18 protein-coding genes are annotated in these 20570 nt (G+C 75.2%); 11 read left to right on the top strand and 7 right to left on the bottom strand.

Annotated features, from left to right (window positions below; genetic code table 11):
* Positions 1-127 precede the first annotated feature (127 nt).
* Positions 128-802: a response regulator transcription factor gene (locus ACFVU9_RS15605; RefSeq protein WP_380442645.1), complete on the bottom strand. Its 675-nt coding sequence runs from the start codon at positions 800-802 to the stop codon at positions 128-130.
* Positions 803-1008: 206 nt separating this feature from the next.
* Between ACFVU9_RS15605 and ACFVU9_RS15600 the strand changes: the two genes are divergently transcribed.
* The 3 genes from ACFVU9_RS15600 to ACFVU9_RS15590 all read left to right on the top strand — a co-directional run bounded on the left by ACFVU9_RS15600 (position 1009) and on the right by ACFVU9_RS15590 (position 5152).
* A complete protein-coding gene (locus ACFVU9_RS15600; protein ID WP_387593670.1) occupies positions 1009-2301 on the top strand; it encodes a hypothetical protein in 1293 nt (430 codons plus the stop codon).
* Positions 2302-2397: 96 nt separating this feature from the next.
* Positions 2398-3381 carry a S1C family serine protease gene (locus tag ACFVU9_RS15595; RefSeq protein ID WP_380507389.1) on the top strand — a complete coding sequence of 328 codons (984 nt, stop codon included), beginning with the start codon at positions 2398-2400 and terminating at the stop codon, positions 3379-3381.
* Positions 3382-3466: 85 nt separating this feature from the next.
* The gene (locus ACFVU9_RS15590; protein WP_387593668.1) at positions 3467-5152 is read left to right on the top strand and encodes an alkaline phosphatase family protein; all 1686 of its coding nucleotides are present in this window, start codon (positions 3467-3469) and stop codon (positions 5150-5152) included.
* A gap of 15 nt (positions 5153-5167) precedes the next feature.
* On the opposite strand, the gene ACFVU9_RS15585 is transcribed toward ACFVU9_RS15590, so the two are convergent.
* From ACFVU9_RS15585 to ACFVU9_RS15575, 3 genes are all read right to left on the bottom strand, one after another.
* The gene (locus ACFVU9_RS15585; RefSeq protein ID WP_387593666.1) at positions 5168-6697 is read right to left on the bottom strand and encodes a hypothetical protein; all 1530 of its coding nucleotides are present in this window, start codon (positions 6695-6697) and stop codon (positions 5168-5170) included.
* A 258-nt stretch (positions 6698-6955) separates the two neighbouring features.
* The gene (locus tag ACFVU9_RS15580; RefSeq protein WP_380442655.1) at positions 6956-7378 is read right to left on the bottom strand and encodes a hypothetical protein; all 423 of its coding nucleotides are present in this window, start codon (positions 7376-7378) and stop codon (positions 6956-6958) included.
* Between the two features lie 6 nt (positions 7379-7384).
* Positions 7385-7939: a universal stress protein gene (locus ACFVU9_RS15575; protein ID WP_380442657.1), complete on the bottom strand. Its 555-nt coding sequence runs from the start codon at positions 7937-7939 to the stop codon at positions 7385-7387.
* Positions 7940-8287: 348 nt separating this feature from the next.
* On the opposite strand from ACFVU9_RS15575, the gene ACFVU9_RS15570 reads away from it, so the two are divergent.
* The 5 genes from ACFVU9_RS15570 (at position 8288) to ACFVU9_RS15550 (ending at position 12840) form a co-directional block, all read left to right on the top strand.
* The gene (locus ACFVU9_RS15570) at positions 8288-9736 is read left to right on the top strand and encodes a purine-cytosine permease family protein (protein ID WP_387593664.1); all 1449 of its coding nucleotides are present in this window, start codon (positions 8288-8290) and stop codon (positions 9734-9736) included.
* A 29-nt stretch (positions 9737-9765) separates the two neighbouring features.
* A complete protein-coding gene (locus ACFVU9_RS15565) occupies positions 9766-10113 on the top strand; it encodes a GntR family transcriptional regulator (protein WP_380442661.1) in 348 nt (115 codons plus the stop codon).
* Entirely contained in the window at positions 10110-11117 is a 1008-nt protein-coding gene (locus tag ACFVU9_RS15560) for a DUF1648 domain-containing protein (RefSeq protein ID WP_387593662.1), read from the top strand. The genes ACFVU9_RS15565 and ACFVU9_RS15560 overlap by 4 nt, the downstream gene beginning before the upstream one ends.
* Positions 11118-11305: 188 nt before the next feature.
* A complete protein-coding gene (locus tag ACFVU9_RS15555; protein ID WP_380442665.1) occupies positions 11306-11995 on the top strand; it encodes a DUF6304 family protein in 690 nt (229 codons plus the stop codon).
* Positions 11996-12096: 101 nt separating this feature from the next.
* Positions 12097-12840, top strand: coding sequence for a hypothetical protein (locus tag ACFVU9_RS15550; RefSeq protein WP_380508143.1), 744 nt, complete (start codon positions 12097-12099; stop codon positions 12838-12840).
* A gap of 163 nt (positions 12841-13003) precedes the next feature.
* On the opposite strand, the gene ACFVU9_RS15545 is transcribed toward ACFVU9_RS15550, so the two are convergent.
* Together ACFVU9_RS15545 and ACFVU9_RS15540 are read right to left on the bottom strand one after the other, a co-directional pair.
* Entirely contained in the window at positions 13004-13711 is a 708-nt protein-coding gene (locus ACFVU9_RS15545) for a response regulator (RefSeq protein ID WP_387593660.1), read from the bottom strand.
* Positions 13712-13719: 8 nt separating this feature from the next.
* On the bottom strand, positions 13720-14910 hold the full coding sequence (locus tag ACFVU9_RS15540; protein ID WP_387593658.1) for a sensor histidine kinase: 1191 nt from the start codon (positions 14908-14910) through the stop codon (positions 13720-13722).
* A gap of 134 nt (positions 14911-15044) precedes the next feature.
* Between ACFVU9_RS15540 and ACFVU9_RS15535 the strand changes: the two genes are divergently transcribed.
* Both ACFVU9_RS15535 and ACFVU9_RS15530 read left to right on the top strand, forming a co-directional pair.
* On the top strand, positions 15045-15956 hold the full coding sequence (locus tag ACFVU9_RS15535) for an ATP-binding cassette domain-containing protein (RefSeq protein WP_380442673.1): 912 nt from the start codon (positions 15045-15047) through the stop codon (positions 15954-15956).
* Entirely contained in the window at positions 15953-16786 is an 834-nt protein-coding gene (locus tag ACFVU9_RS15530; protein WP_380508132.1) for an ABC transporter permease, read from the top strand. Before ACFVU9_RS15535 ends, ACFVU9_RS15530 begins: the two co-directional genes overlap by 4 nt.
* A 78-nt stretch (positions 16787-16864) precedes the next feature.
* Here the strand turns inward: ACFVU9_RS15530 and ACFVU9_RS15525 are convergent, their stop codons facing one another.
* Positions 16865-18334 (bottom strand): MFS transporter, encoded by a 1470-nt coding sequence (locus ACFVU9_RS15525; RefSeq protein WP_380442677.1) that lies wholly within the window; start codon positions 18332-18334, stop codon positions 16865-16867.
* A gap of 160 nt (positions 18335-18494) precedes the next feature.
* On the opposite strand from ACFVU9_RS15525, the gene ACFVU9_RS15520 reads away from it, so the two are divergent.
* Positions 18495-20570, top strand: coding sequence for an MDR family MFS transporter (locus ACFVU9_RS15520; protein WP_380442679.1), 2076 nt, complete (start codon positions 18495-18497; stop codon positions 20568-20570).

Genomic DNA, 20570 nt, shown 5'->3' with positions numbered 1-20570 from the left:
TCGGGCACGCGGCTCGGATCAGCCCTCGCGCAGCGCGCACGCGACACGGTCCGGCCCTCGGGCACGCGGCTCGGATCAGCCCTCGCGCAGCGCGCACGCGACGCTGTCCGGCCCTCGCGCACGCGGCTCAGATCAGCCCCTCGCGCAGCGCGTACGCCACGGCGTGCGAGCGGTTGCGCAGCTGGAGCCGGGTGGTCACCTCGTGCAGGACGTTCTTCACCGTCCGCTCCGAGAAGGAGAGTTCCTCGGCGATCTCCGCCGTGTCCCGGCCGGCCGCGACCAGCCGCAGCACCTCCACCTCGCGCGGCGCCAGCCCGGTGAAGGCCAGGCCGCGCGGGTCGAGCACCTGGCGCTGCAGGCGGCCCACCTGCTCCAGCAGACGGCCGAGGAGGTCCGCCGGGACGCTGCCCTCGCCGCGCGCCGCCGCGGTGATCACCTGCACCAGCCGTTCGGCCGTCGCCTCCCGCCGCCGGACCACCCCGACCACGCCGCACTCCACGGCCGCGACCAGCCCGGCGTCGTCCAGTTCGGTGCCGACCAGGACGATCCGCCCGGCCGCCGTGCGGCGCAGCTGGCGGAGCGTGCGCAGCGCCTCCTCCCCCACCTTGTCCACCGCGACGACCACGACGGTCCGCCCGTCCTCCCCGCCCGGCTCGTCGGGCCCGTCCGGCCCGGCGCCGTCCAGCAGGCGGACCTCCGGGCAGGTGCGCAGCTGGCCCGCCAGCCCGGCCCGTGAGACCGGGTCCTCGGCGGTGATCCGGACCGGGATCCGGTCGCCGCCGGTGTTGCCGTGATAGCGCATCGCGTCCTCCGCCCTCGCGCGCCCGGCCGTACCCGCGGGCGCCCCCGGCCCGGCGGTCGGCGGACCGCCGGGCGCTTCCCGTCCCGACGAGTCAACACCCGGCAAATCATCAGGCACTCCACAACGACTTAACGGGCAGCGGAACTGCCCCGAAGGCTGGCCGCCGGGCACCTGCCCGCCGCCGGACGGCTTCCTACGCTCGGCGCATGACGACCACATCGGCCCACCTCGACCCGTCCGCCGTCCAGGTGCTGCCCGGCGAGGAGGCGCAGGCCTCGCTGGAGGTGCGCAACGGCGGCGAGCTCGTCGAGGCGTACCGCTTCGAGGTGCTCGGCCCGGCCGGGGCCTGGACGGCCGTGGAGCCGGAGTCGCTCTCGCTCTACCCCGGGACGGCCGGGCGGGTCGTGCTGCGCTTCCGCCCGCCGCGGGAGAGCACGACGCCGGCCGGGCCGGTCCCGTTCGGCGTGCGGGTGGTGCCGCAGGAGCGGCCGGAGCAGGCAACGGTGCCCGAGGGCGTGGTCGAGGTGCTGCCGTTCGCCGGGCTGACGGCGGAGTTGACGCCCCGCATGTCGCAGGGGCGCGGACGCGGCCGGCACCAGGTGGCGGTGGACAACCGGGGCAACCTGCCGGTCTCGGTGACGCTGGCCGGCAGCGACCGGGGCGGGCTGCTGCGCTTCGCGCTCCCGGCCGCCGCGACGACGGTCGAGCCGGGGCGGGCGGTGTTCGTCCGGGCCGACGTGCGGCCCGCGCGGCGGCTGTGGCGCGGCACCGCCGTGCCGCACGCGTTCCAGATCGTGGTGACCCCGGGCGAGGGCGAGCCGATCGCGCTGGACGGCACCCACCTCCAGCGACCGGTGCTGCCCAAGGGCCTGTTGAAGGCGGCGATCGCGGTGGTGGCACTCGCCGGGGCACTCGCCGCGGCCTGGTTCGGGCTGCTCCGGCCGGCCGTGCGCTCGACCGCGAAGAACGCCGTGGCCGGCCCGGTCACGGCCGCCCAGTCGCAGGCGGCGGACGCCAAGCAGAAGGCCGCCGACGCCCAGGGCGCCGCCGCGGCCGCCCAGCAGGCCGCGCAGCAGGCGGCCTCGGGGGCGGGGACGGCCTCCCCGCGGCCGGCCGTGACGCCCGGCACCGGCCTGGTGCCGGCGCCGGGGGCGGCGCTCTTCTCCCAGCGGCTCAAGGCCACCGCCCCGGCCGGCGCCACCCGGACCGAGACCTACCAGGTGCCGGACGGCAAGACGCTGCGGCTGACCGACCTCGTCCTGGAGAACCCGCAGGGCGACGCCGGCACCATCACCATCGCCGTCGGCGACGCGCCCCTGCTCGCGCCCGCCCTGGAGAACTTCCGCGAACAGGACTTCCACTGGGGCTCGCCGATCCTCGTCGGCGAGAAGCAGAAGCTCACCGTCACCGTCACCTGCCGCCAGGTGGGCCTGCCGGCGAGCGGCCCGGCGCCCGCGACCTGCTCGGCGGCGGCGCTGCTGAGCGGCTCGCTGGAATAGCCGCAGCGGGAACGGGCCCTCGCAGCCGTCGCGGAAGTCCGGGCGGCTCCGCGTTGTTGGCACCGGGGAGAACCCTCTCTCACGAAGGGGTGCCAGGTGACCGACATCTCCGGGCCGGGCCGCGCCACCGACGAGGGTGCGGCGGCCCTCGACGCCTACTCGCGGATCGTGACCTCCGTCGCCGAGGCCGTGACCCCACGGGTCGCCGCCCTCCAGGTGCCCCGGCGCGGCCGGGGCGGCTGGTTCTCCACCGCGCTCGGCTCCGCCGTGGTCTTCACCGAGGACGGCTTCCTCCTGACCAACGCCCACGTCGTCGGCCACGCCGACGCCGGCACGCTCGCCTTCGGCGACGGCACCAGCGCGCCGTTCCACACCATCGGCACCGACCCGCTCTCCGACCTCGCCGTCCTGCGCGCCGACGGCGCCACCCCGCCGCCGGTGCGGCTCGGCGAGGCCACGGCACTGCGCGTCGGCCAGTTGGTCGTCGCCGTCGGCAATCCGCTCGGGCTGGCGGGCACCGTCACGGCGGGCGTCGTCAGCGCCCTCGGCCGCTCGCTGCCCGCGCGGGCGGGCAGCGCCGTGCGGGTCATCGACGACGTCATCCAGACCGACGCCGCCCTCAACCCCGGCAACTCCGGCGGCGCGCTCACCACGGCGGACGGCGAGGTGGTCGGCATCACCACGGCAGTCGCCGGCAACGGCCTCGGTCTCGCCGTCCCCATCAACGCGACCAGCCGGCAGATCATCGCCGCCCTCCTCGCCGAGGGCCGCATCCGCCGCGCCTACCTCGGCCTCGCGGGCGTCCCCGCACCCCTGCCGCCCGCGCTGCGCCGGCGCACCGGGCAACAGGCGGGCCTGCGGATCGTCGAGGTCGTCCCGCACGCCCCCGCCGCCCGGGCGGGCCTCCGCCAGGGCGACCTCCTCCTCACCGCGGCCGGCGAGCCGATGAGCACCGCCCAGTCCCTCCAGCGCCTCATGCTCGCCGACGCCATCGGCCACCCCCTGCCCCTCACCGTCCTGCGCGGCGACGCCCTCGTGGACGTCATCGCCACGCCCACCGAGCTCCACGCGGACGACTGACATCCATCAGCGCATCCGGCCGACCGCCCGGACGGACCGGCGTGGGTCTTTGACGGTCCGTCACCACCGGTGCTGGGGTGACCCCATGGAGCCCATCGAACGCATCCGGCAGGCGATCACCCACGAGCGCGAGGAGTGGCGGGCCTGGCTCGCCGGGCTGCGGGCCGGCCGGGCGCCGGCCCCGCAGGGCCGGATCCGGCACGTCTTCGTCCTCGTCCTGGAGAACCGCTCCTTCGACCACATGCTGGGGGTGTCGACGGGCACGGTGACCGACGGCGTCCTCCATCACGGCGTCGGCACGGACGCGGTGACGGGCGCGCCGGCCACCGTCGACGGCCCCGACACCGGCGCGAGCAACCACCACGCGGGCACCGCGTACCCCGTGCGGATCGGCGCGCCCTTCGCGCTGCCCGTCGACCCGCCGCACGAGTTCTGCGACGTCCGGCTCCAGCTCGCCTCGACCCCCATCACCGGCAGCCCGCACGACGACCGGTGCGCCTACGACGGCACCTACCCGCCGATCACCCTGGGCGGCTTCGTCGACAACTACGCCAACGAGGCGACGGTGAAGAAGGACGCGGAGGGCCTCGCCGACCCCGGCGCCGTCATGGCCTGCTTCACCGCCGAGCAGCTCCCCGTCCTCAGCACCCTGGCCCGCGAGTTCGCCGTCTGCGACCGCTGGTTCTCCGCCCTGCCCGGGCCGACCTGGCCCAACCGCTTCTTCCTGCACGCGGCGAGCTCGGCCGGCCTCGACCACAGCCCCGACCCGGTCGACACCGTCCGGTCGCGCCTGAGCGGCTACACCTTCGAGCACGGGACGCTCTACGAGGCCCTGGACGACAAGGGCCTGCCGTGGCGCGTCTACGCCGGCGACGCCCTGCCCCAGGTCAGCGCGCTGGCCGGGATGGACCTGGCGACGACCGTCGAGCACTACCACCACCTCGACGACCTGGCCGAGCACCTCCAGGACCCCGCGTACCCGGCCGCCTACACCTTCATCGAGCCGGACTACGGGCACGTCCTCACCCACGGCGGCGACTTCCGCTGCGGCAACAGCCAGCACCCGCTCGACGACGTGACCGACGGCGAGGCCCTGATCAAGAACGTCTACGAGGCGCTCCGGCGCTCGCCGCTCTGGGAGTCCAGCGTGCTCGTCATCACCTACGACGAGCACGGCGGCTTCTACGACCACGTGCCGCCGCCCGCCGCCGTCCCGCCGGGCGACCGGACCGACCCGGAGCACAGCGCCCACGGCTTCCGCTTCGACCGGCTCGGCGTCCGGGTGCCCGCCGTCGTCGTCTCGCCGTGGGTCCCGGCCGCCGCGCCGGGCGACCGGGCCGGACGGAACTGCAACCTGATCGACCACACGCAGTACGACCACGGCTCGCTCCTCGCCACCGTGGAACGGCTGTTCGGACTGGCCCCGCTCACCGACCGCGACGCGCGCGCCAACGACTTCCTCCACCTGCTCTCCGCCGACGCCCCGCGCGACACGCCCGGCACCCTGCCCGACCCGGCCGAGTCGGGCGTGACCTGGAAGGCGGAGGCCGCCGCCCCCGCCGATCCCGGCCGGCCCGTCACGGCGACGCTGCGCGGGTTCGTCGAGACGGCCGCGATCCAGGAGGCGCGCCTGCACCCGGAGGAGCACGACCGGATCCGGCGGCGGGCCGGCGGGATCGGGACGGTGGCCGACGCCGAGCGGTACCTCGCGGACATCACCGCGCAGTTGGGCCGGGCCGGGCTGCGCATCGCCCGCCCGCCGCGGAGCTGAGGGCCCTATCCGGGCTCAGGCGTACTCGCGCAGGCGCGGGCGGACACCCGCGACGACGAGGGCCAGTGCCACCGCGAGCACGGCGGCGCCGAGGGCCGCCGTCACCGCGTCCAGGTCGTCGTCCGTCGCCGCGACGGCCCGGTCCATGGCCTTCTGGTTGATCGCCTGCACGTCGTCGACGGCGGCCGCCAGGCGGGCGAAGTCGGCGTTGGACTCACCGGCGGCGGTGCCCGTGTCGAAGGCGATCGCCTCCTTGAGGCGCCCGGCCGCGTTGAGGTCGCGGATCTTGTGGTCGTCGCGCTGGTAGTCCTGGAAGGCCGCCAGCACCCGCTCGGCGGCGTCCTGTTCGCCGACGAAGGTGATGTTGTGCAGTTCGTCGCCGAGGAAGCCGCCGAAGCCGATCGTCGTGTGGTCGGCCCGGTGGTGGTCCGCGAGCGGGGCGAGGGCGGCGGGGTAGCCGGCCAGGGTGGTGCCGCCGACGCGGGCGAAGGACTGCGTCTTGTCGAAGTAGCTCTGCTCGTAGGCGGCCGCCCGGCTCGGGTCGCTGAGGAAGCGGCTCTCGTCGGCGTTGAGGTCGTAGGCGGTCGCCCGGGCGCGGCTGAGCGCGATGACCGAGTCGAAGGCGTCGTGCTTGGCGACGACGAGGTGGTCGGCGGCCCGGTTCACCAGGACGACGCCGCCCACGAGCCCGCCGAGGGCGAGCAGGGTCGCGGCGGCGACCGGAGCGTTGAGGACGCGCCGGTACCGGACGGCGAGCAGCCGCTGGAGCCCGGCGAGGGCCGCGAGGGCGAGCACCCCGGCGGCGACGATCCACCAGCGGCCGCTGCCGAGGTCGCCGCGTTCGGCGGCGAACCGGCGTTCCACGGTGCCCGCGTTGGCGGCGGTGACGCTGTCGGCGGCGGGCAGGAGGCGCTGGCGCAGCAGGTCGGTCGCGGAGCGGTACGCGGCGAGGGCGTCCGCGGGCGGGCGTCCCGCAGCGGCGTGGGCCTGGTCGTCGAGGAGCTGGGCCTGGGCCACGAGGGCCTGGTAGCGGCCGAGTTCGTCGATGACGGTCTGGACGGCGGCGCGCCCGGCGGGGTCGTCGGCGGTGGCCTCGGCGACCTGCTGGAGGTCGGTGGCGGCCTGGTTCCGACCCTGGTCGTAGGTGTCGAGGCTCTCGCGGCGGGCCTTGGCGAAGTCCGGGTCGGCGCCGTAGAGGAGGAGGTTGGCGGCCTGCGCGTCCATGTCGTTGAGCGCGAAGTAGAGGTCGGCGGAGCGGACGACCTGCGGGGCGGCCTTGTGCCCGATGGCGTCGGTGCCGTCGTGGGCACCGCCGAGGACGGTGGCGGTGACGACGCCGGAGAGGGCGAGGGCGGCGAGGCAGGTGCCGGTGAGGACGCGGACCAGCCGGGGCGTGGTCCAGGTCCGGCGTGCCGCCGGTCTCCGGGGCTTCCACGGGCGGGGGGCGCGCGGCCCGGCGGGCGGTCCGGCCGTGGCGGGGCTCGCCTCCCCGGGCGATTCCGCTGTCCGAACGACGACCGTACCGCTCGACGTACCTGTAGGCATCGCCGCGCGCCCCCTTCACCTGTTTTCCACCGGCTGCCGAAAGTCCCGGAGGAACCGGCCGGGACCCGGGGTCGGCGCGGTTCGCCGACGGGCCCTTGCAAGCCCGGCGCCGAACCGTTTCTGCGCAGCTCACGCTAGGTTCGCCGGGCGCCCGGCCGACCGTTCCTGACGACTCCCTGACGCGCCGCCCGCCGATCTTTACGCCGCCTTGGCGGCCGCGTCGGACGCCCGGGGCCGGGGCCCAGGCCGGACGCCGGGTCAGAGGCCCGGCCGCCGCCCGAGGCGCACGCTCGCGACCCGGACCGTCCGGCGCGGCACGGCGCTCGGCAGCGCCACCAGCAGCGCCGCGGCCGTGAACAGCGCGAAGTGGCCGCCCTCCGGCCACGGGCCGGACCAGCCCAGCTCGGCGTGCCGGTGCTCGGCGAACGCGTTGCAGCACAGCCAGGCCGACAGCCCGATCACCGGCGCCGCCGACGGCCGGGAGAACGCGCCCGTCAGCCCGCTGAGCGCCGCGTACGCGGCCAGGGCGAACCAGCCCGAGTGCAGTTCCCCGAGCGTGCCGAGGCCGAGGGCGAGGACGCCCCCGGCGACGAGCGCGACGGTGCCGGACACCGCCACCGCGAGCCGGTCCACGACCGGGCGGTAGCGCTGCCCGCCGGGGCGCGCCGAGTACATCCGCACGGGCGACTACCCCTTCGTGCCGACGAGTTCGGGCACGTGGCCGATCGGCAGGTGCCACCGGGTGCGCCGGTGCAGGGCCTCCAGCTCGCGCTGGAGCGGCGGGGCCGGGACGGTCAGCACCGGGCAGGCGGCCTCGCGCAGGCAGTGGGACGCGACGGAGCGCCGGAAGCCGCGGCGCAGCAGGCCGCCGCCGTGCCCGAGGACGAGGAGGTCGTCGGGGCGGTCGGCGATGTGGACGAGCGCCGGCCCGGTCTCGCCGCGGACGACCACCGGGTGCACCGGCACCCCCGGGTCGGCGCCGGCGAAGGCCGCGTCGAGCGCGTCGCGCAGCCGTTGGTCGGCGGCGTCGCGGGCGGCGGTGAGCAGCGGCGGGCAGGGCGAGCGGCGGTAGCCGAGCTCGCCGCCCGGGGGCTCCCAGGCGAGGACCGGCACCAGCGCGGCGCCGGTGCGCCGGGCTTCGGCGGCGGCGCGGTGCAGCGCCGCGAGGCTGCCCAGTGAGCCGCTGACCCCGACCACCACCCGGGTGGTGCCGCAGTCGTCGTACCGCCGGTTGCCGTGCATGGTGTCGTCCTCGGGTCGTCGTTCGCGGGCCGCCGTTCACCGCGGTGCCGCGTTCGCCTCCAGCCAATCGCCGGAAGAACCACGGGTGGCGTTTCTTGGCGCTTCCTTGACGCCCGGGGCGGCCTTCCGAGCGCGTTCCATACGCCGGGCCCGGGGCCGTGGCCGGGTTCGCCCCAGGACGGCGCCCGTGACCTGCGGCTTTGTGGCATGCAACAAGGCGCGTCCGGAATCCGGAGGCGGCGGTTCGTCCGGATCGCCCCTATTGCGGCGGCGACGGGTGGCGAAGGATTGGCAGGCCGTCCGGAGTGACCGATTCCGGGCGGATTCCTGCACCAGAAGGCTTCCCTCATGCCGCAGAGCACCCACATCGAGCAGTACGGGGTGGACACCATCCCGGACGCCGACCGCACCAGCACTCCCCGGGACGTGGTCAGCATCCTCGTCGGTTCGAACCTCGCGTTCGGCGTCGTCGTGTTCGGGTGGCTGCCGGTCTCGTTCGGGCTCTCGTTCTGGGCGAGCCTGAGCGCGCTGGTGCTCGGCACCGTCGCGGGGATCGTGCTGACGGCGCCGCTCGCGCTGGTGTCGCTGCGCACCGCGACGAACCTGTCGACCAGCTCGGGCGCGTTCTTCGGCGTGCGCGGGCGGCTGATCGGTTCGGTGGTCGGCCTGCTGCTGTCGCTCGGGTACACGGCGCTCGCGCTGTGGGTGGGCGGCGACGTGGTGGTCGGGGCGCTCAACCGGATGCTGGGGCTGCCCGCCGACGGCGTCGCGTACGTGGCGACGTACAGCGTGCTGGCGGTGCTGAGCGCGACCGCGGCCGTGTTCGGCTACCGGCTGCTGCTGAAGCTGGAGCGGGTGCTGATGTGGGCGATGGGCGCCCTGCTGCTGGCCGGGCTGTTCGCGTTCGCCCCGCACTTCGACGGCTCGGCGCACGGCGCCTACCTGCTGGGCGGATTCTGGCCGACCTGGCTGCTGGCGGTGGTCGCGGCCGGGCTGAGCGGGCCGATCGCGTTCATCACCCTGCTGGGCGACTACACCCGGTACGTCTCCCCGGCCCGGCACGCGCCGCGCAAGGTGCTGTGGTCGACGTGCCTGGGCCTGTTCCTGGGCCTGCTGATCCCCCAGGTGTTCGGCACCTTCACCGCCGTCGCGACCGGCGCGGGCAACGACTACGTGCACGGGCTGATCGCCGGCGCCCCGGCCTGGTTCCTGCTGCCGCTGCTGATCAACGGGCTGCTGGGCAGCGCGGGCAACACCGGCCTGATGCTGTACAGCATGGGCCTGGACCTGGACGCGATCCTGCCGCGCGCCACCCGGCTGCAGGCCACCTACGTCGTGGCGGCGCTCTCGACCGTGCTGGTCTTCCTGGGGCACTTCGTGTGGAACGCGCAGGACGCCGTCACCTCCTTCGTGCTGGTGCTGACCGCGATCGGCGCGCCCTGGGCCGTGATCACGCTGATCGGGCACCGGCGCTTCCGCGGCGACTACGACCAGCACTCGCTCCAGGTGCTCAACCAGCGCACCCGCGGCGGCATCTACTGGTACCGGGGCGGCTGGAACGTCCCGGCGACGGTGGCCTGGGCGGCGGGCAGCGCGCTCGGCCTGTGCGCGGTGGACACCCCGGCCTACCAGGGGCCGCTGCTGCCGCTGACCGGCGGGATCGACCTGAGCTTCGTGCTGTCGGGCGCGCTCGCGGCCGCGCTCTACGTGCTGCTCTCGCGCGGGGCGCGCGGCAAGGCGCCGGCGCTGCCGAAGCGGGAGGCGGTCCTGGAGACGACCTCCGAAGCGGTGCACTGAGACCGCATGGTGCTATCGTCAGTAGCACCATGTTGCTGAAGCTGGACATCGGCGACGCCCGTCCCCTGCACGAGCAGGTGGCGGGCGCGATCCGTCGGGCCGTCGCCGAGGGCGAGTGCGCCCCCGGTGACAAGCTGCCGCCCGCCCGGGACCTCGCGCGGGCCCTCGGTGTCAACACCAACACCGTCCTGCGCGGGCTGCGCGCCCTGCGCGACGAGGGCGTGCTGGAGTTCCGCCGCGGCCGCGGCATCACGATCGCCGCCGACGCCGGATCGCGCGCCGAACTGGTCGACCGTGTACGCGAGTTGATCGCGGACGCGGCCCAGGCCGGCTACAGCAGGAACGATCTCGTGGATCTGATCAGGGGGATGCCGTGAACGACTCGGAGCCTGTAGTACCCACCGCGACGGAGCGAGGGCCACGCCGGGGAGGGCCCTGGGCGGCCGCGGCCTTCGCGGCCGGCGTGCTCGGGCTGCTCGTCGCACTCCCGCTGGCGGCGGCCGACCGGCTGCCGGACCCGGTGGCCACCCACTGGAGCGGCAGTCGGCCGGACGGCTCGATGTCGCTCACCGCCGCCGCGCTGTTCCCCGCCGTGATCTGGCTGGGCCTGGTCGCCCTCGCCGCCGTCGTCCGCCGCTTCCGGGGCCGCCAGGCGCCGGGCGCGCCCGGGGCGATCCTGGCCGCCGGCGGGGTGCTGCTGAGCGGCGCCCAGGCGTCGATCGTGCACGCCAACCTCGACCGCGCACGCTGGCAGGACGCCGCCTCGATGGACGCCTGGGTGATCCTCATCGTCCTGACGACGGGCGCCGCCGGCCTCGTCACCTGGCTCGCGACCCGCACGCCCGCCACCGGCACCGCCCCCACCGGCCCGCGCGGCCCGGTCATGACGCTCCCGGCCGGGGAGCGGGTGGTCTGGCTGTCCCGCACCTCCAACGTCTGGATGCAGCTCGCCGCCGCCGTCCTCGGCCTCGGCGCGGCCGGCACCGCCCTGGCCGGCGCCACCGGGCTGACCCCCGGGCACTGGCCGCTCACCACCACGCTCGCGATCCTCGCGCTGACCGTCCTCGCCTGCTCCTCCGTGCAGGCCCGGGTCACCACGAAGGGCCTGGACGTCGGCTTCGGCCCGTTCGGCTGGCCCCGGCGGCACTGGTCCCCCGCGGACATCGGCGCGGCCCGCGCCGAGCGGCGCACCGCCGCCCAGGCCGGCGGCTGGGGCTACCGGGTCAACGGCCTCGGCACCACCCTGATGCTCCGCGGCGGCGACTGCCTCGTCGTCGAGAGCCGCCAGGGCCACCGGTTCGCCGTCAGCGTCGACGACGCCGAACGCGGCGCCGCGCTTCTCAACTCCCTCGCCGAACGGGCGAAGGCCACGACGGCCTGAGCTCCCCCGCCACCTTCCGCAGCCCGGGACGGGTGCCGTCCCGGGCTGCGGCGTTCCGTCCCGGCTGCGGCGTTCCGTCCAGGATCCGGGCGCGGAGGCCGTGTCGTGGTTCCCCGAAGTCCTGCACAGCCCTTCGAAGTCCTTCGAAACGATGGCTGGAGCCCCGCCCCGCGCCTCATAATTCCCCTATGCCGAGCGAGTTGAGATACGAGCCGCCGCTGCGCCTGCCCGCCGTCGTCACCGACCGCTGGGGCCGTGCCGACACCGTCCTGGTCAACGACGGGCAGACCTTCTCCCTGCTCCTGCGGGGCAACCGGTACGAGGGCGACAGCCTCGACTCCCTCGAACTCGTCGGCCGGCTCGACGAGGACGCCCTGCCGCCCGACCTGACCCGGCTCGACGAACTCTGCTCCTGCACGATCGAGTGGCGCACCCCGCTCCAGGTCACCGGTCCCGGCCCGGACCCGCGACCCGGCCTCCTGCACGCCCGGCTCGTCCTCGGCGACGCCAACCCCGACGGCAGTCTCGACGCCCTGCACGTGACCCTCGAACTCGACCTGCCCGACGACGCCGGCACCGTCGCCTCCGGCGGGCCCTGGGAGGACATGGAGGACGCGCTCCTCGACCTCCAGCGCCGGCTCCCGCCCGGCACCGCCCTCGCGGCCTGCATCGCGTGCGCGTTCTCCGACTACTCCCCGGCCGGTTCCGGCTTCATCGGCTCGATGGCCTGCTTCCGCGGCGCCAAGGACGCCTACCGCGGCGTCACCGGCAAGGCCGACATCTTCCGCCTCTGGGACCGCCGCACCGGCTTCGCCCAGGAGACCTTCCACTGCGCCGAGTTCGAGCCCCGCCGACCGGGCACCGGCTACCGGGGGTAGGGCCGGGGCCGCACGCGGCGGAAACCACTCGTTCCGGTGGTGTGGGGTCGTGCGGCGGCGCGGGTACAACAGAGGCAGCGCCGAGCCTCAAGGAGGCGTCCATGATCCCCCACTGGCGTGCCGTCAGAACTCCCTCACCCGATCCGTCCGACCCGACCGACCCGTCCGGCTCCCAGGACGAACGGACCGTCACCTTCCTGCGCCTCGGCGTCGGGCTGATCGGCATCCTCCTGCCGATCGCCCTGCCGCTGGGCAACTGGCTGTTCGCCGAGCTCAGGGGCCTGAGCACGAACGGCTACTGGCCCGCGTCGATGAGCGGCGCCTACTACTCCAGCACGCGGAACGTCTTCGTCGGGAGCCTGTGCGCCCTCGGGGTGTTCCTCGTCTGCTACCGCTTCGACCGCCGGGACGACCGCTGGAGCACGGCGGCCGGGGCGTGCGCGCTCGGTGTCGCGCTCTGCCCGACCTCGCCACCGAACCCGACGGCGTTCCAGGCCACGATCGGGGCCGTCCACCTCGTCCTCGCCGCGCTGCTGTACATCGTCCTGGCGCTGTTCTCCGTCTACTCCTTCCGCGACCCGCGGTACGAGCGCAAGCCGTGGGTCGCCCGCGGCTACCTGGCGGCCGGCGTGCTGATCCCCGCGCTGCTCCTGCTGGCCGCCGTCGCCGCGCTCACCCACCTCGGCACGGACTGGCCGATCCGCCCGGTCTACCTGTGCGAATGGCTCGCCACCTGGGCCTTCGGCGCGGCCTGGACGGGCGCCGCGGTCGAACTCGCCGCCGCGGCGGGCCCGTCCGGCTCGCGCGCCACCGTCGCACCGACCGCGGACCCGGCGCCCCAGTAACCGACGCACCGGTTCGCGTGACCGCCGCGCGGGGCCGGCCCCGCGCGGCGGCCCGCTGGACGCGACACGGACGGACGCACCACGAAGAACGCGCTCGTACCCGGCCGCGACCGGGACATCGCGATGGACGCGGGTGTGGCGGTCGAGCGCCGAGCGCGCGGCCTCACGACCCCGTCGCGGAGACCAGGCCCGCCTCGTAGGCGAGGATCACCAGCTGCACGCGGTCGCGGGCGTCGAGCTTGGCGAGCAGCCGGGTCATGTACGTCTTGACGGTGGCGATGCTGAGCACGAGCTCGGTCGCGATCTCGCCGTTGGACAGGCCCCGCCCGACGAGGGTGAGGATCTCGCGCTCGCGCCCGGTGATCGCGGCGAGGCGCGGGTGCTCCGACGCCGACGCGGAGGCCGGTGCCGGGGCCTGCCCCGCGAAGGTGGAGATCAGGCGGCGGGTGACGCTCGGCGCGATGAGCGCCTCCCCCGCCGCGACCACCCGCACGGCGGCGAGGATGTCGTCCAGCGCCATGTCCTTGACCAGGAACCCGGACGCCCCGGCCCGCAGCGCCGCGTACACGTGGTCGTCGTCGTCGAACGTGGTGAGTACGACGACCCGGGTCGGCCCGCCGGCGGCGGTGACCAGGCGGGTGGCCTCGATGCCGTCCGTGCCGGGCATCCGGATGTCCATCACGACGACGTCCGGCCGCAGTTCGGCGGCCAGCCGGACGGCGTCGGCGCCGGTGCCGGCCTCGCCGACCACCTCGACGTCGTCCGTCTCCGCGATCACCATCTCCAGCGCGGCGCGCACCAGCGGCTGGTCGTCGGCCAGCACGACGCGGACCACCCGCTGTTCCACCGGCCCGCTCGCGGTCCCGCTCACCGACCCGCTCACCGGCCCGCCTCCGCCCGCAGGGGCAGCCGGGCCGCGACCCGGAACCCGCCCCCGGGGCGCGGCCCGGCGCTGAACTCGCCGTCCAGCAGCGCGACCCGCTCGCGCAGCCCGGCCAGGCCGAAGCCGCTGCCCGGGGCGGTGCCGTGGCCCCGGCCCCGGTCGGTGATCTCGACGGACACCTCGCCCTCCTTCGTGCGGTCGACGGACACCCGGCAGGCGCTCGCGCCCGCGTGGCGCACCACGTTGGTGACGGACTCCTGGATGACACGGAACACCGCGAGGTCCAACTCGTCCGGGAGCCCGGCCTGTTCACCGAGCCGCCGGACCTCCACCGCGACACCCGCGGCGGTGGTCGCGGCGGCCAGCCGGTCGAGGTCGGCCAGGCCCTGCGGCACAGTGGCCGAGGCCTCCCCCTCGGCCTGGCGCAGCGCGACGAGCATCCGGCGCAGCCCGGCGAGCGTCTCCCGTCCGGCGGTCTCGATCGCGCCGAGCGCCTCCTTGGCCCGCTCCGGCCGGGTGTCGATGACCCGGCGGGCGGCGCCGGCCTGGAGGGCGATGATGCCGATGCTGTGGGCGACGGTGTCGTGCATCTCGCGGGCGATCCGCAGGCGTTCGTCGGTGACGGCCGCCGCGGCCGCCCGGGTGCTCAGCGCCTCGGCGTGCTCGCGGTTCTGCCGCACCGAGCGCCCGGCCAGCCAGGCGACGAGGGCGAGCAGCGCGGCTCCGTCGGCGGATCCGATGTGGGTGCCGGTGAAGATGCCGACGGTGTTGCCGTGCACGAGCCCCATGTGCAGCACGAGGAACGTCATGACCAGGGCGAACGCGCTCCGGGAGGAGCGGCGCGGCGCGGTGGCGGTGATCAGGCAGAGGGCGGCGTCGACGGCGAGCAGCGAGGCCGGGGGCACCTGGGTGTTGGCGGCCCAGCCGTCCGTCTCCGTCCAGGTGGCGATCAGCAGCAGTGCCACGGAGAGCACCGGCAGACGGCGCACGAGGGCGGCGCCGGCGAAGGCGACGGCGGTGTCGAGCAGGGTGAACGCCAGGCCGCCGTGCGCGGCGGCGCCGCTGTGCTGCCGGGCGGTGCCGCCGAGCACGACGGCGGGGTAGGCGGCGGCCGCGCACCAGGCGAGTCCCACCCAGGCCTCGGGCGGGACGCGCCGGAACAGCGGCGGGGTCGGCGTCGTGATCATGGTGGTGATCGTATCGACGGATCGTCGGCGGGTCATCAAACCGTGGTTGTACGACCGGGGATGACGGCCGGGGCCGCACGGTGTCAGCGCCGGTCCGATGCGGCGGTCCGGTCCGCTCCGGCACCGTATTGCCCATGATCGAAGTCACCGAGCTGACCAAGCGCTACGGCCGCCGGACCGCCGTGGACGGCCTCACCTTCACCGTCCGCCCCGGCCACGTCACCGGCTTCCTCGGCCCCAACGGCGCCGGGAAGTCCACCACCCTGCGGATGGTCCTCGGCCTGAACGAGCCGACCTCCGGCACCGCGACCGTCGACGGACGCTCCTTCCGCGACCTCAAGCGCGGCCTGCGCCACGTCGGCGCACTGCTCGACGCCGCCGACGTCCACGGCGGCCGCACCGGCCGCGCCCACCTGCGGGCGCTGGCGCGCAGCAACGCGATCCCGCTCGGGCGGGTCGACGAGCTGCTCGCCGAGGTCGGCCTGGCGGGTGCCGCGCGCCGCCGGATCGGCGGGTACTCGCTCGGCATGCGCCAGCGGCTCGGCATCGCGGGTGCCCTGCTCGGCGACCCGCCGGTGCTCCTCTTCGACGAGCCGCTCAACGGCCTCGACCCGGAGGGCGTCCTGTGGGTGCGCGGGCTGTTCCGCCGCCTGGCGGCCGAGGGGCGGACGGTCTTCGTCTCCAGCCACCTGATGAGCGAGATGGAGCACACCGCCGACCGGCTGGTCGTGATCGGCCGGGGCCGGCTGATCGCCGACGAGGGCCTGACGGAGTTCTCCGCGAGGGCCGGCCGGTCGAGCGTGACCGTCGTCGCGGCCGAACCCACCCGGCTGGCCGGGGTGTTGACGGCCGCCGGCGCCACCGTCCGGCCGGCCCCGGAGGGCGCCCTCGCCGTCACCGGCCTCTCCGCCCCGCGGATCGGCGAACTCGCCCTGGAAAACCGCCTCTTGCTGCACGCCCTCACCACCCGCGGCGCCTCCCTGGAGGAGGCGTTCATGGAACTGACCGCCGACAGCGTCGAATACCTCGCCGGAGAGTCCCGTTGAGCACCCTCGCCATGACCGCCACCACCACCGCGCCGGGCCGCGCCCGCTTCCGCGACCTCCTCGCCGCCGAGTGGATCAAGTTCTGGTCGCTGCGCTCGACCCCGTGGGTCCTGCTGCTCGGCGCCGCCGTGGTCGTCCTCGCCGCCGTCAAGAACGCCACCTACACGTACGACCACTTCGAGCCCGGCCCGACGGCCGGCTACCACCAGGCCGCGCTCGACTCGGCGTTCAGCGCCGTCGGCGCCGACGTCGTCATGCTGGTGGGAGGCGGGCTCGGCGCGTTCGTCGTCGTCTGCGAGTACGCCAGCGGCCTCATCCGGGCGAGTCTCGCGGCCGTCCCCGACCGGCGGGCGCTGCTGCTCGCCAAGGCGGCCGTGCTGACGGGCGTGATGCTCGGCTGGGGCGCCGCGGTCTCGGGCACCGCCTTCGGCGTGGCACAGGCGATCATCGGCGGCCGGGGCATCGGGCTGCCGATCACCGACCCGGGCGCGTTCCGGTTCGTCGCGGCGGCCGCGCTGTTCGCGCCGGTCTGCGCGCTCGTCGGACTGTGCCTGGGCGTGCTGATCCGGCACACGGCGGCGAGCGTCGTGAGCACGATCCTGGTGCTGTTCTTCGTGCCGTCGTTCTTCACCGACACCTACCACTGGTCCGCCGACGTCGCGCACGCCCTGCCGTTCACCGCGTGGCGCCGGTTGGCCCAGGTGGACCTGACGAACCAGCGGGTGTCGCCGTACCCGGCCACGGTCGCGAGCGGCTGGATCACGTTCGCGGTGTGGTCCGTCGCGGCGGTCGCGATCGCCGCGCTCACGATCCGGCGCCGGGACCACTGACGGGCGCGCCGAATGGCGGGCGAACGACGAGCGCACCGAACGACGAGCGGGGCCCGCCACGGGGGTGCGGGCCCCGCGTCACCTGGTGCGCCCGGCCGCCAGGTCCGCCGCCGCGACCACCAGCGCCGCCAGGACCAGGCCCGCCGCGACCGTCGCCCCCAGCTCGAAGGCGACCGCCCAGTCCGGGTTCCTCCCGCGGGCGTGGGCGAAGAAGACCGAGCCGACGATCGCGATCCCCACCGCCGAACCGACGCGCTGCGCGGTCTGCAGCACCCCGCCCGCACTGCCGGCCCGGGCGAGCGGGACCTGCGAGAGCGTCAGCGTCTGGTTCGGCGAGATCACCAGCCCGCTGCCCGTCCCCGCCACCAGGAGCGGCAGCGCCGTCGCCCAGCCCGCCCACGTCCCGGGCCCCAGCCGGACCGCCAGGATCGACGCCCCGAGCCCGACGAGCACCAGCACCAGCCCGAACACCACCAGCCGCCGCCCCAGCCGGGTCACCACCCGCCCGCCGAGCGCGGCCGAGACGGCCGAACCCACCGCGAACGGCGTGATCGACAGACCCGCCGCCAGCGCCGAGTAGTGCAGCCCCGCCTGGAGGTACAGCGTGAAGATGAAGAAGATCGCCGTGAACCCCGCGAAGTACACCAGCGACAGCGCCACCCCCGCCGCGTACGGGCGCACCGCGAACAGCTCCATGTTCACGAGCGGCTCCCGCCGCCGCGCGTAGTGCCGCTCCCACCCGACGAACGCCCCCAGCAGCAGCACCGCCACCGGCAGCAGCAGCCACCGCGCCGGGCTGTGCCACTGCTGCTCCTGGACGAACGGCAGCAGCAGCGCCACCGTCCCGCCGCCGAGCAGCACCACCCCGACCGGGTCGAAGTCCCGGTGCCCCGCCCGCTCACCCGCCGGCGGGGGCGGCGGCAGCAGGTGGTAGGCGACCGGCAGCGCCGCGATCCCGATCGGCAGGTTGACCAGGAACACCCACCGCCAGCCGTCCTGCGGCCCGAACAGGTGGATCAGCAGCCCGCCCAGCAGCGGGCCGACCGCCGTCGACACCCCGATCGTCGACCCCAGCGCACCGAACGCCCGCCCCCGCTCGGCCCCCTGGAACAGCGTCTGGATGAACCCGGACACCTGCGGCACCAGCACCCCGCCCGCCGCGCCCTGGAACAGCCGGGCCAGCACCAGCCACGTCTGGTCCTGCGCCGCCCCCGCGAGCGCGCTGGCCAGCGTGAACAGCGCCAGCCCGGTCAGGAACACCGCCCGCCGGCTGCGCGCGTCCCCGAGCCGCCCGGCCGGGACCAGCACGAGCCCGAAGGCCAGCGCGTAGCCGCTCAGCACCCACTGCAGGCCGCTCTCCGACATGTGCAGCCCGGTGCGGACGGTCGGCAGGGCGACGTTCACGATGCTGACGTCCAGCAGCGTCATGAACCCGGCCACCAGGCACACCGCGAGCGCCCGCCAGCGCCGCGCCCCGGCCCGCCCGCCGACGGCGGAGGCGCCCCGGGACGGCGGGCGCGCGGTGCTGTTGGGGGGATCGGGGTTCATGGGGAGCCTTCTCCGGACCTCCGGACGCCCGGCATCGTCGGACGCCCGGCATCGCCCTGGGGGCCTCATCCTCACCCCGCCCGACCGCGGGGGCCACCCGGCTCACCCGGACGGCCGAACCGCCGCGCGGCGGGCCCGCGGGCGCGGCGAGGCTGGGCGCATGACCGTCGACACCGAGACCACGCCGTCCGCCCCGCCCGTGCTGGACGTCCGGCAGCGGAACGTCGTCTTCGCCACGATCGTGCTCGGCATGCTGCTGGCCGCCCTCGACCAGACGATCGTCGGCACCGCGCTGCCCACCATCGTCGCGGACCTGGGCGGCGCCGCCCACATGTCCTGGGTGGTCACCTCCTACCTGCTCGCCGAGACGGTCGCCACCGTGCTGGCCGGCAAGTTCGGCGACCTGTACGGGCGCAAGCTGCTCTTCCAGGTGTCCGCGATCGTCTTCATCACCGGCTCGTTCTTCTGCGGCCTGGCGACGAACATGACGCTGCTGATCGCCTGGCGCGCCCTCCAGGGCATCGGCGCGGGCGGCCTGATGGTCACCGCGATGGCGCTGATCGCCGACGTCATCCCGCTGCGGGAGCGCGGCAAGTACCAGGGCGCGATCGGCGCGGTGTTCGGCGTGGCGACGGTCATCGGCCCGCTGCTCGGCGGGCTGTTCACCGACCACCTGTCCTGGCGCTGGGCGTTCTACGTCAACGTGCCGATCGCCGTCCTCGTGGTCGTCGCGGCGGCCCGGACGATCCCCTCGGTGCGGGCCGCCGTCCGGCCGGTCATCGACTACCTGGGGATCGCGCTGGTCGCGGTCGGGGCCGGCGCCCTGATCCTGGCCACCAGTTGGGGCGGCAACCAGTACGCGTGGGGCTCGGCGACGATCATCGGCCTGTTCGCGGGCGGCGCCGTGGCGCTCGGCCTGTTCTGCGTGGTCGAGACGCGCGCGGCCCAACCCATGCTGCCCATGCGGCTGTTCCGCAACCCGGTGTTCGCGGTCTGCTCGGTGCTCAGCTTCATCGTCGGCTTCGCCATGCTCGGCGCGCTGACCTTCCTGCCGACCTTCCTCCAGTACGTGGACGGCGACTCCGCCACCGTCTCCGGCGTCCGCATGCTCCCGATGGTCATCGGCCTGCTGCTCGCCTCCATCGCCAGCGGCAACGTCGTCAGCAAGACCGGCCAGTACCGGCTGTTCCCCATCGCCGGCACCCTCGTGATGGCCCTCGGCCTCTACCTGCTCTCGCTGCTCAAACCCGGGACGGGCACCGCACTCGCCTCGCTGTACATGTTCGTCCTCGGCGTCGGCATCGGGCTGAGCATGCAGGTGCTCACCATCGCGGTGCAGAACACCGTCGACTACGCGGACCTCGGCACCGCCACCTCCGGCGTCACGTTCTTCCGCACCATCGGCAGCTCCTTCGGCACCGCCGTCTTCGGCACCATCTACGCCAACAGCCTGAAGACCGAACTCGCCGACGGCATCGCCTCCTCCGCCCGCCTCACCGGCGCGAGCCCGGCCGTGCTCGGCAAGGCCGCCGAGAGCCCGCAGGGCCTGCACGCGCTGCCCGCCGACCAGGCCGCGCCGATCGTCCAGGCGTACTCCGACGCCCTGCACACCGTCTACCTGTGGACCATCCCGGTCGCGGTGGTCGGCTTCGTCGTCGCGCTGTTCCTCAAGCAGGTCAAACTGCGCGACACCGCGCGGGCCGGCTCCACCGACCTCGGCGAGGCCTTCGCCCAGCCGACCACCAGCGACGCCGACCCGCACCTGGAGTACTCGGTCTGCAAGATCGTGCGCGGGGTCGACCTCGACGCCGTCCGCTCGATCGTCTCCACCGCCGACACCCGCGTCGACCTCGCCGGCGCGTGGGCCCTCATGGAGGTCGCCGGCCACACCAAGGCCGTCGGCCGGGCCTCCCTCGACCTCATCGCCGCGCGCAAGCGCGTCCCGCCCGAGGTCCTGGAACCGGTCTTCGACCGCATGACCGACGAGGGCTACCTCACCCGCGACGGCGACCAGCTGATCCCCACCGAGGCCGGCCGCCGGCAGATCACCGCCCTGGCCCGCGCCTGGTCCGACTGGCTCAACGCCCGCCTCGACGCCGACGCCGGCCGCCCCCGCAGCCCCCGACTGCGCACCGCCGCCGACGCCATCGCCTGGCGCCTCCTCGTCGAGGACCTCACCAACGGCCTCCCGACCCACGCCCGCCCGAAGGCCCCGGCGACGGTGCCGGCGGAGTAG

Origin of the sequence: Kitasatospora sp. NPDC057936, from assembly GCF_042887525.1 — a bacterium.
Classification (GTDB): domain Bacteria; phylum Actinomycetota; class Actinomycetes; order Streptomycetales; family Streptomycetaceae; genus Kitasatospora.
Note: the sequence above shows the minus strand (reverse complement) of the source record. Positions and strands in the feature narration are given on the sequence as shown.

Coding starts and splice junctions, on each gene's coding strand:
- ACFVU9_RS15605 (WP_380442645.1), bottom strand. CDS start 802: ATGCGCTATCACGGCAACACCGGCGGCGACCGGATCCCGGTCCGGATC.
- ACFVU9_RS15600 (WP_387593670.1), top strand. CDS start 1,009: ATGACGACCACATCGGCCCACCTCGACCCGTCCGCCGTCCAGGTGCTG.
- ACFVU9_RS15590 (WP_387593668.1), top strand. CDS start 3,467: ATGGAGCCCATCGAACGCATCCGGCAGGCGATCACCCACGAGCGCGAG.
- ACFVU9_RS15585 (WP_387593666.1), bottom strand. CDS start 6,697: ATGCCTACAGGTACGTCGAGCGGTACGGTCGTCGTTCGGACAGCGGAA.
- ACFVU9_RS15575 (WP_380442657.1), bottom strand. CDS start 7,939: ATGCACGGCAACCGGCGGTACGACGACTGCGGCACCACCCGGGTGGTG.
- ACFVU9_RS15570 (WP_387593664.1), top strand. CDS start 8,288: ATGCCGCAGAGCACCCACATCGAGCAGTACGGGGTGGACACCATCCCG.
- ACFVU9_RS15565 (WP_380442661.1), top strand. CDS start 9,766: ATGTTGCTGAAGCTGGACATCGGCGACGCCCGTCCCCTGCACGAGCAG.
- ACFVU9_RS15555 (WP_380442665.1), top strand. CDS start 11,306: ATGCCGAGCGAGTTGAGATACGAGCCGCCGCTGCGCCTGCCCGCCGTC.
- ACFVU9_RS15550 (WP_380508143.1), top strand. CDS start 12,097: ATGATCCCCCACTGGCGTGCCGTCAGAACTCCCTCACCCGATCCGTCC.
- ACFVU9_RS15540 (WP_387593658.1), bottom strand. CDS start 14,910: ATGATCACGACGCCGACCCCGCCGCTGTTCCGGCGCGTCCCGCCCGAG.
- ACFVU9_RS15535 (WP_380442673.1), top strand. CDS start 15,045: ATGATCGAAGTCACCGAGCTGACCAAGCGCTACGGCCGCCGGACCGCC.
- ACFVU9_RS15525 (WP_380442677.1), bottom strand. CDS start 18,334: ATGAACCCCGATCCCCCCAACAGCACCGCGCGCCCGCCGTCCCGGGGC.
- ACFVU9_RS15520 (WP_380442679.1), top strand. CDS start 18,495: ATGACCGTCGACACCGAGACCACGCCGTCCGCCCCGCCCGTGCTGGAC.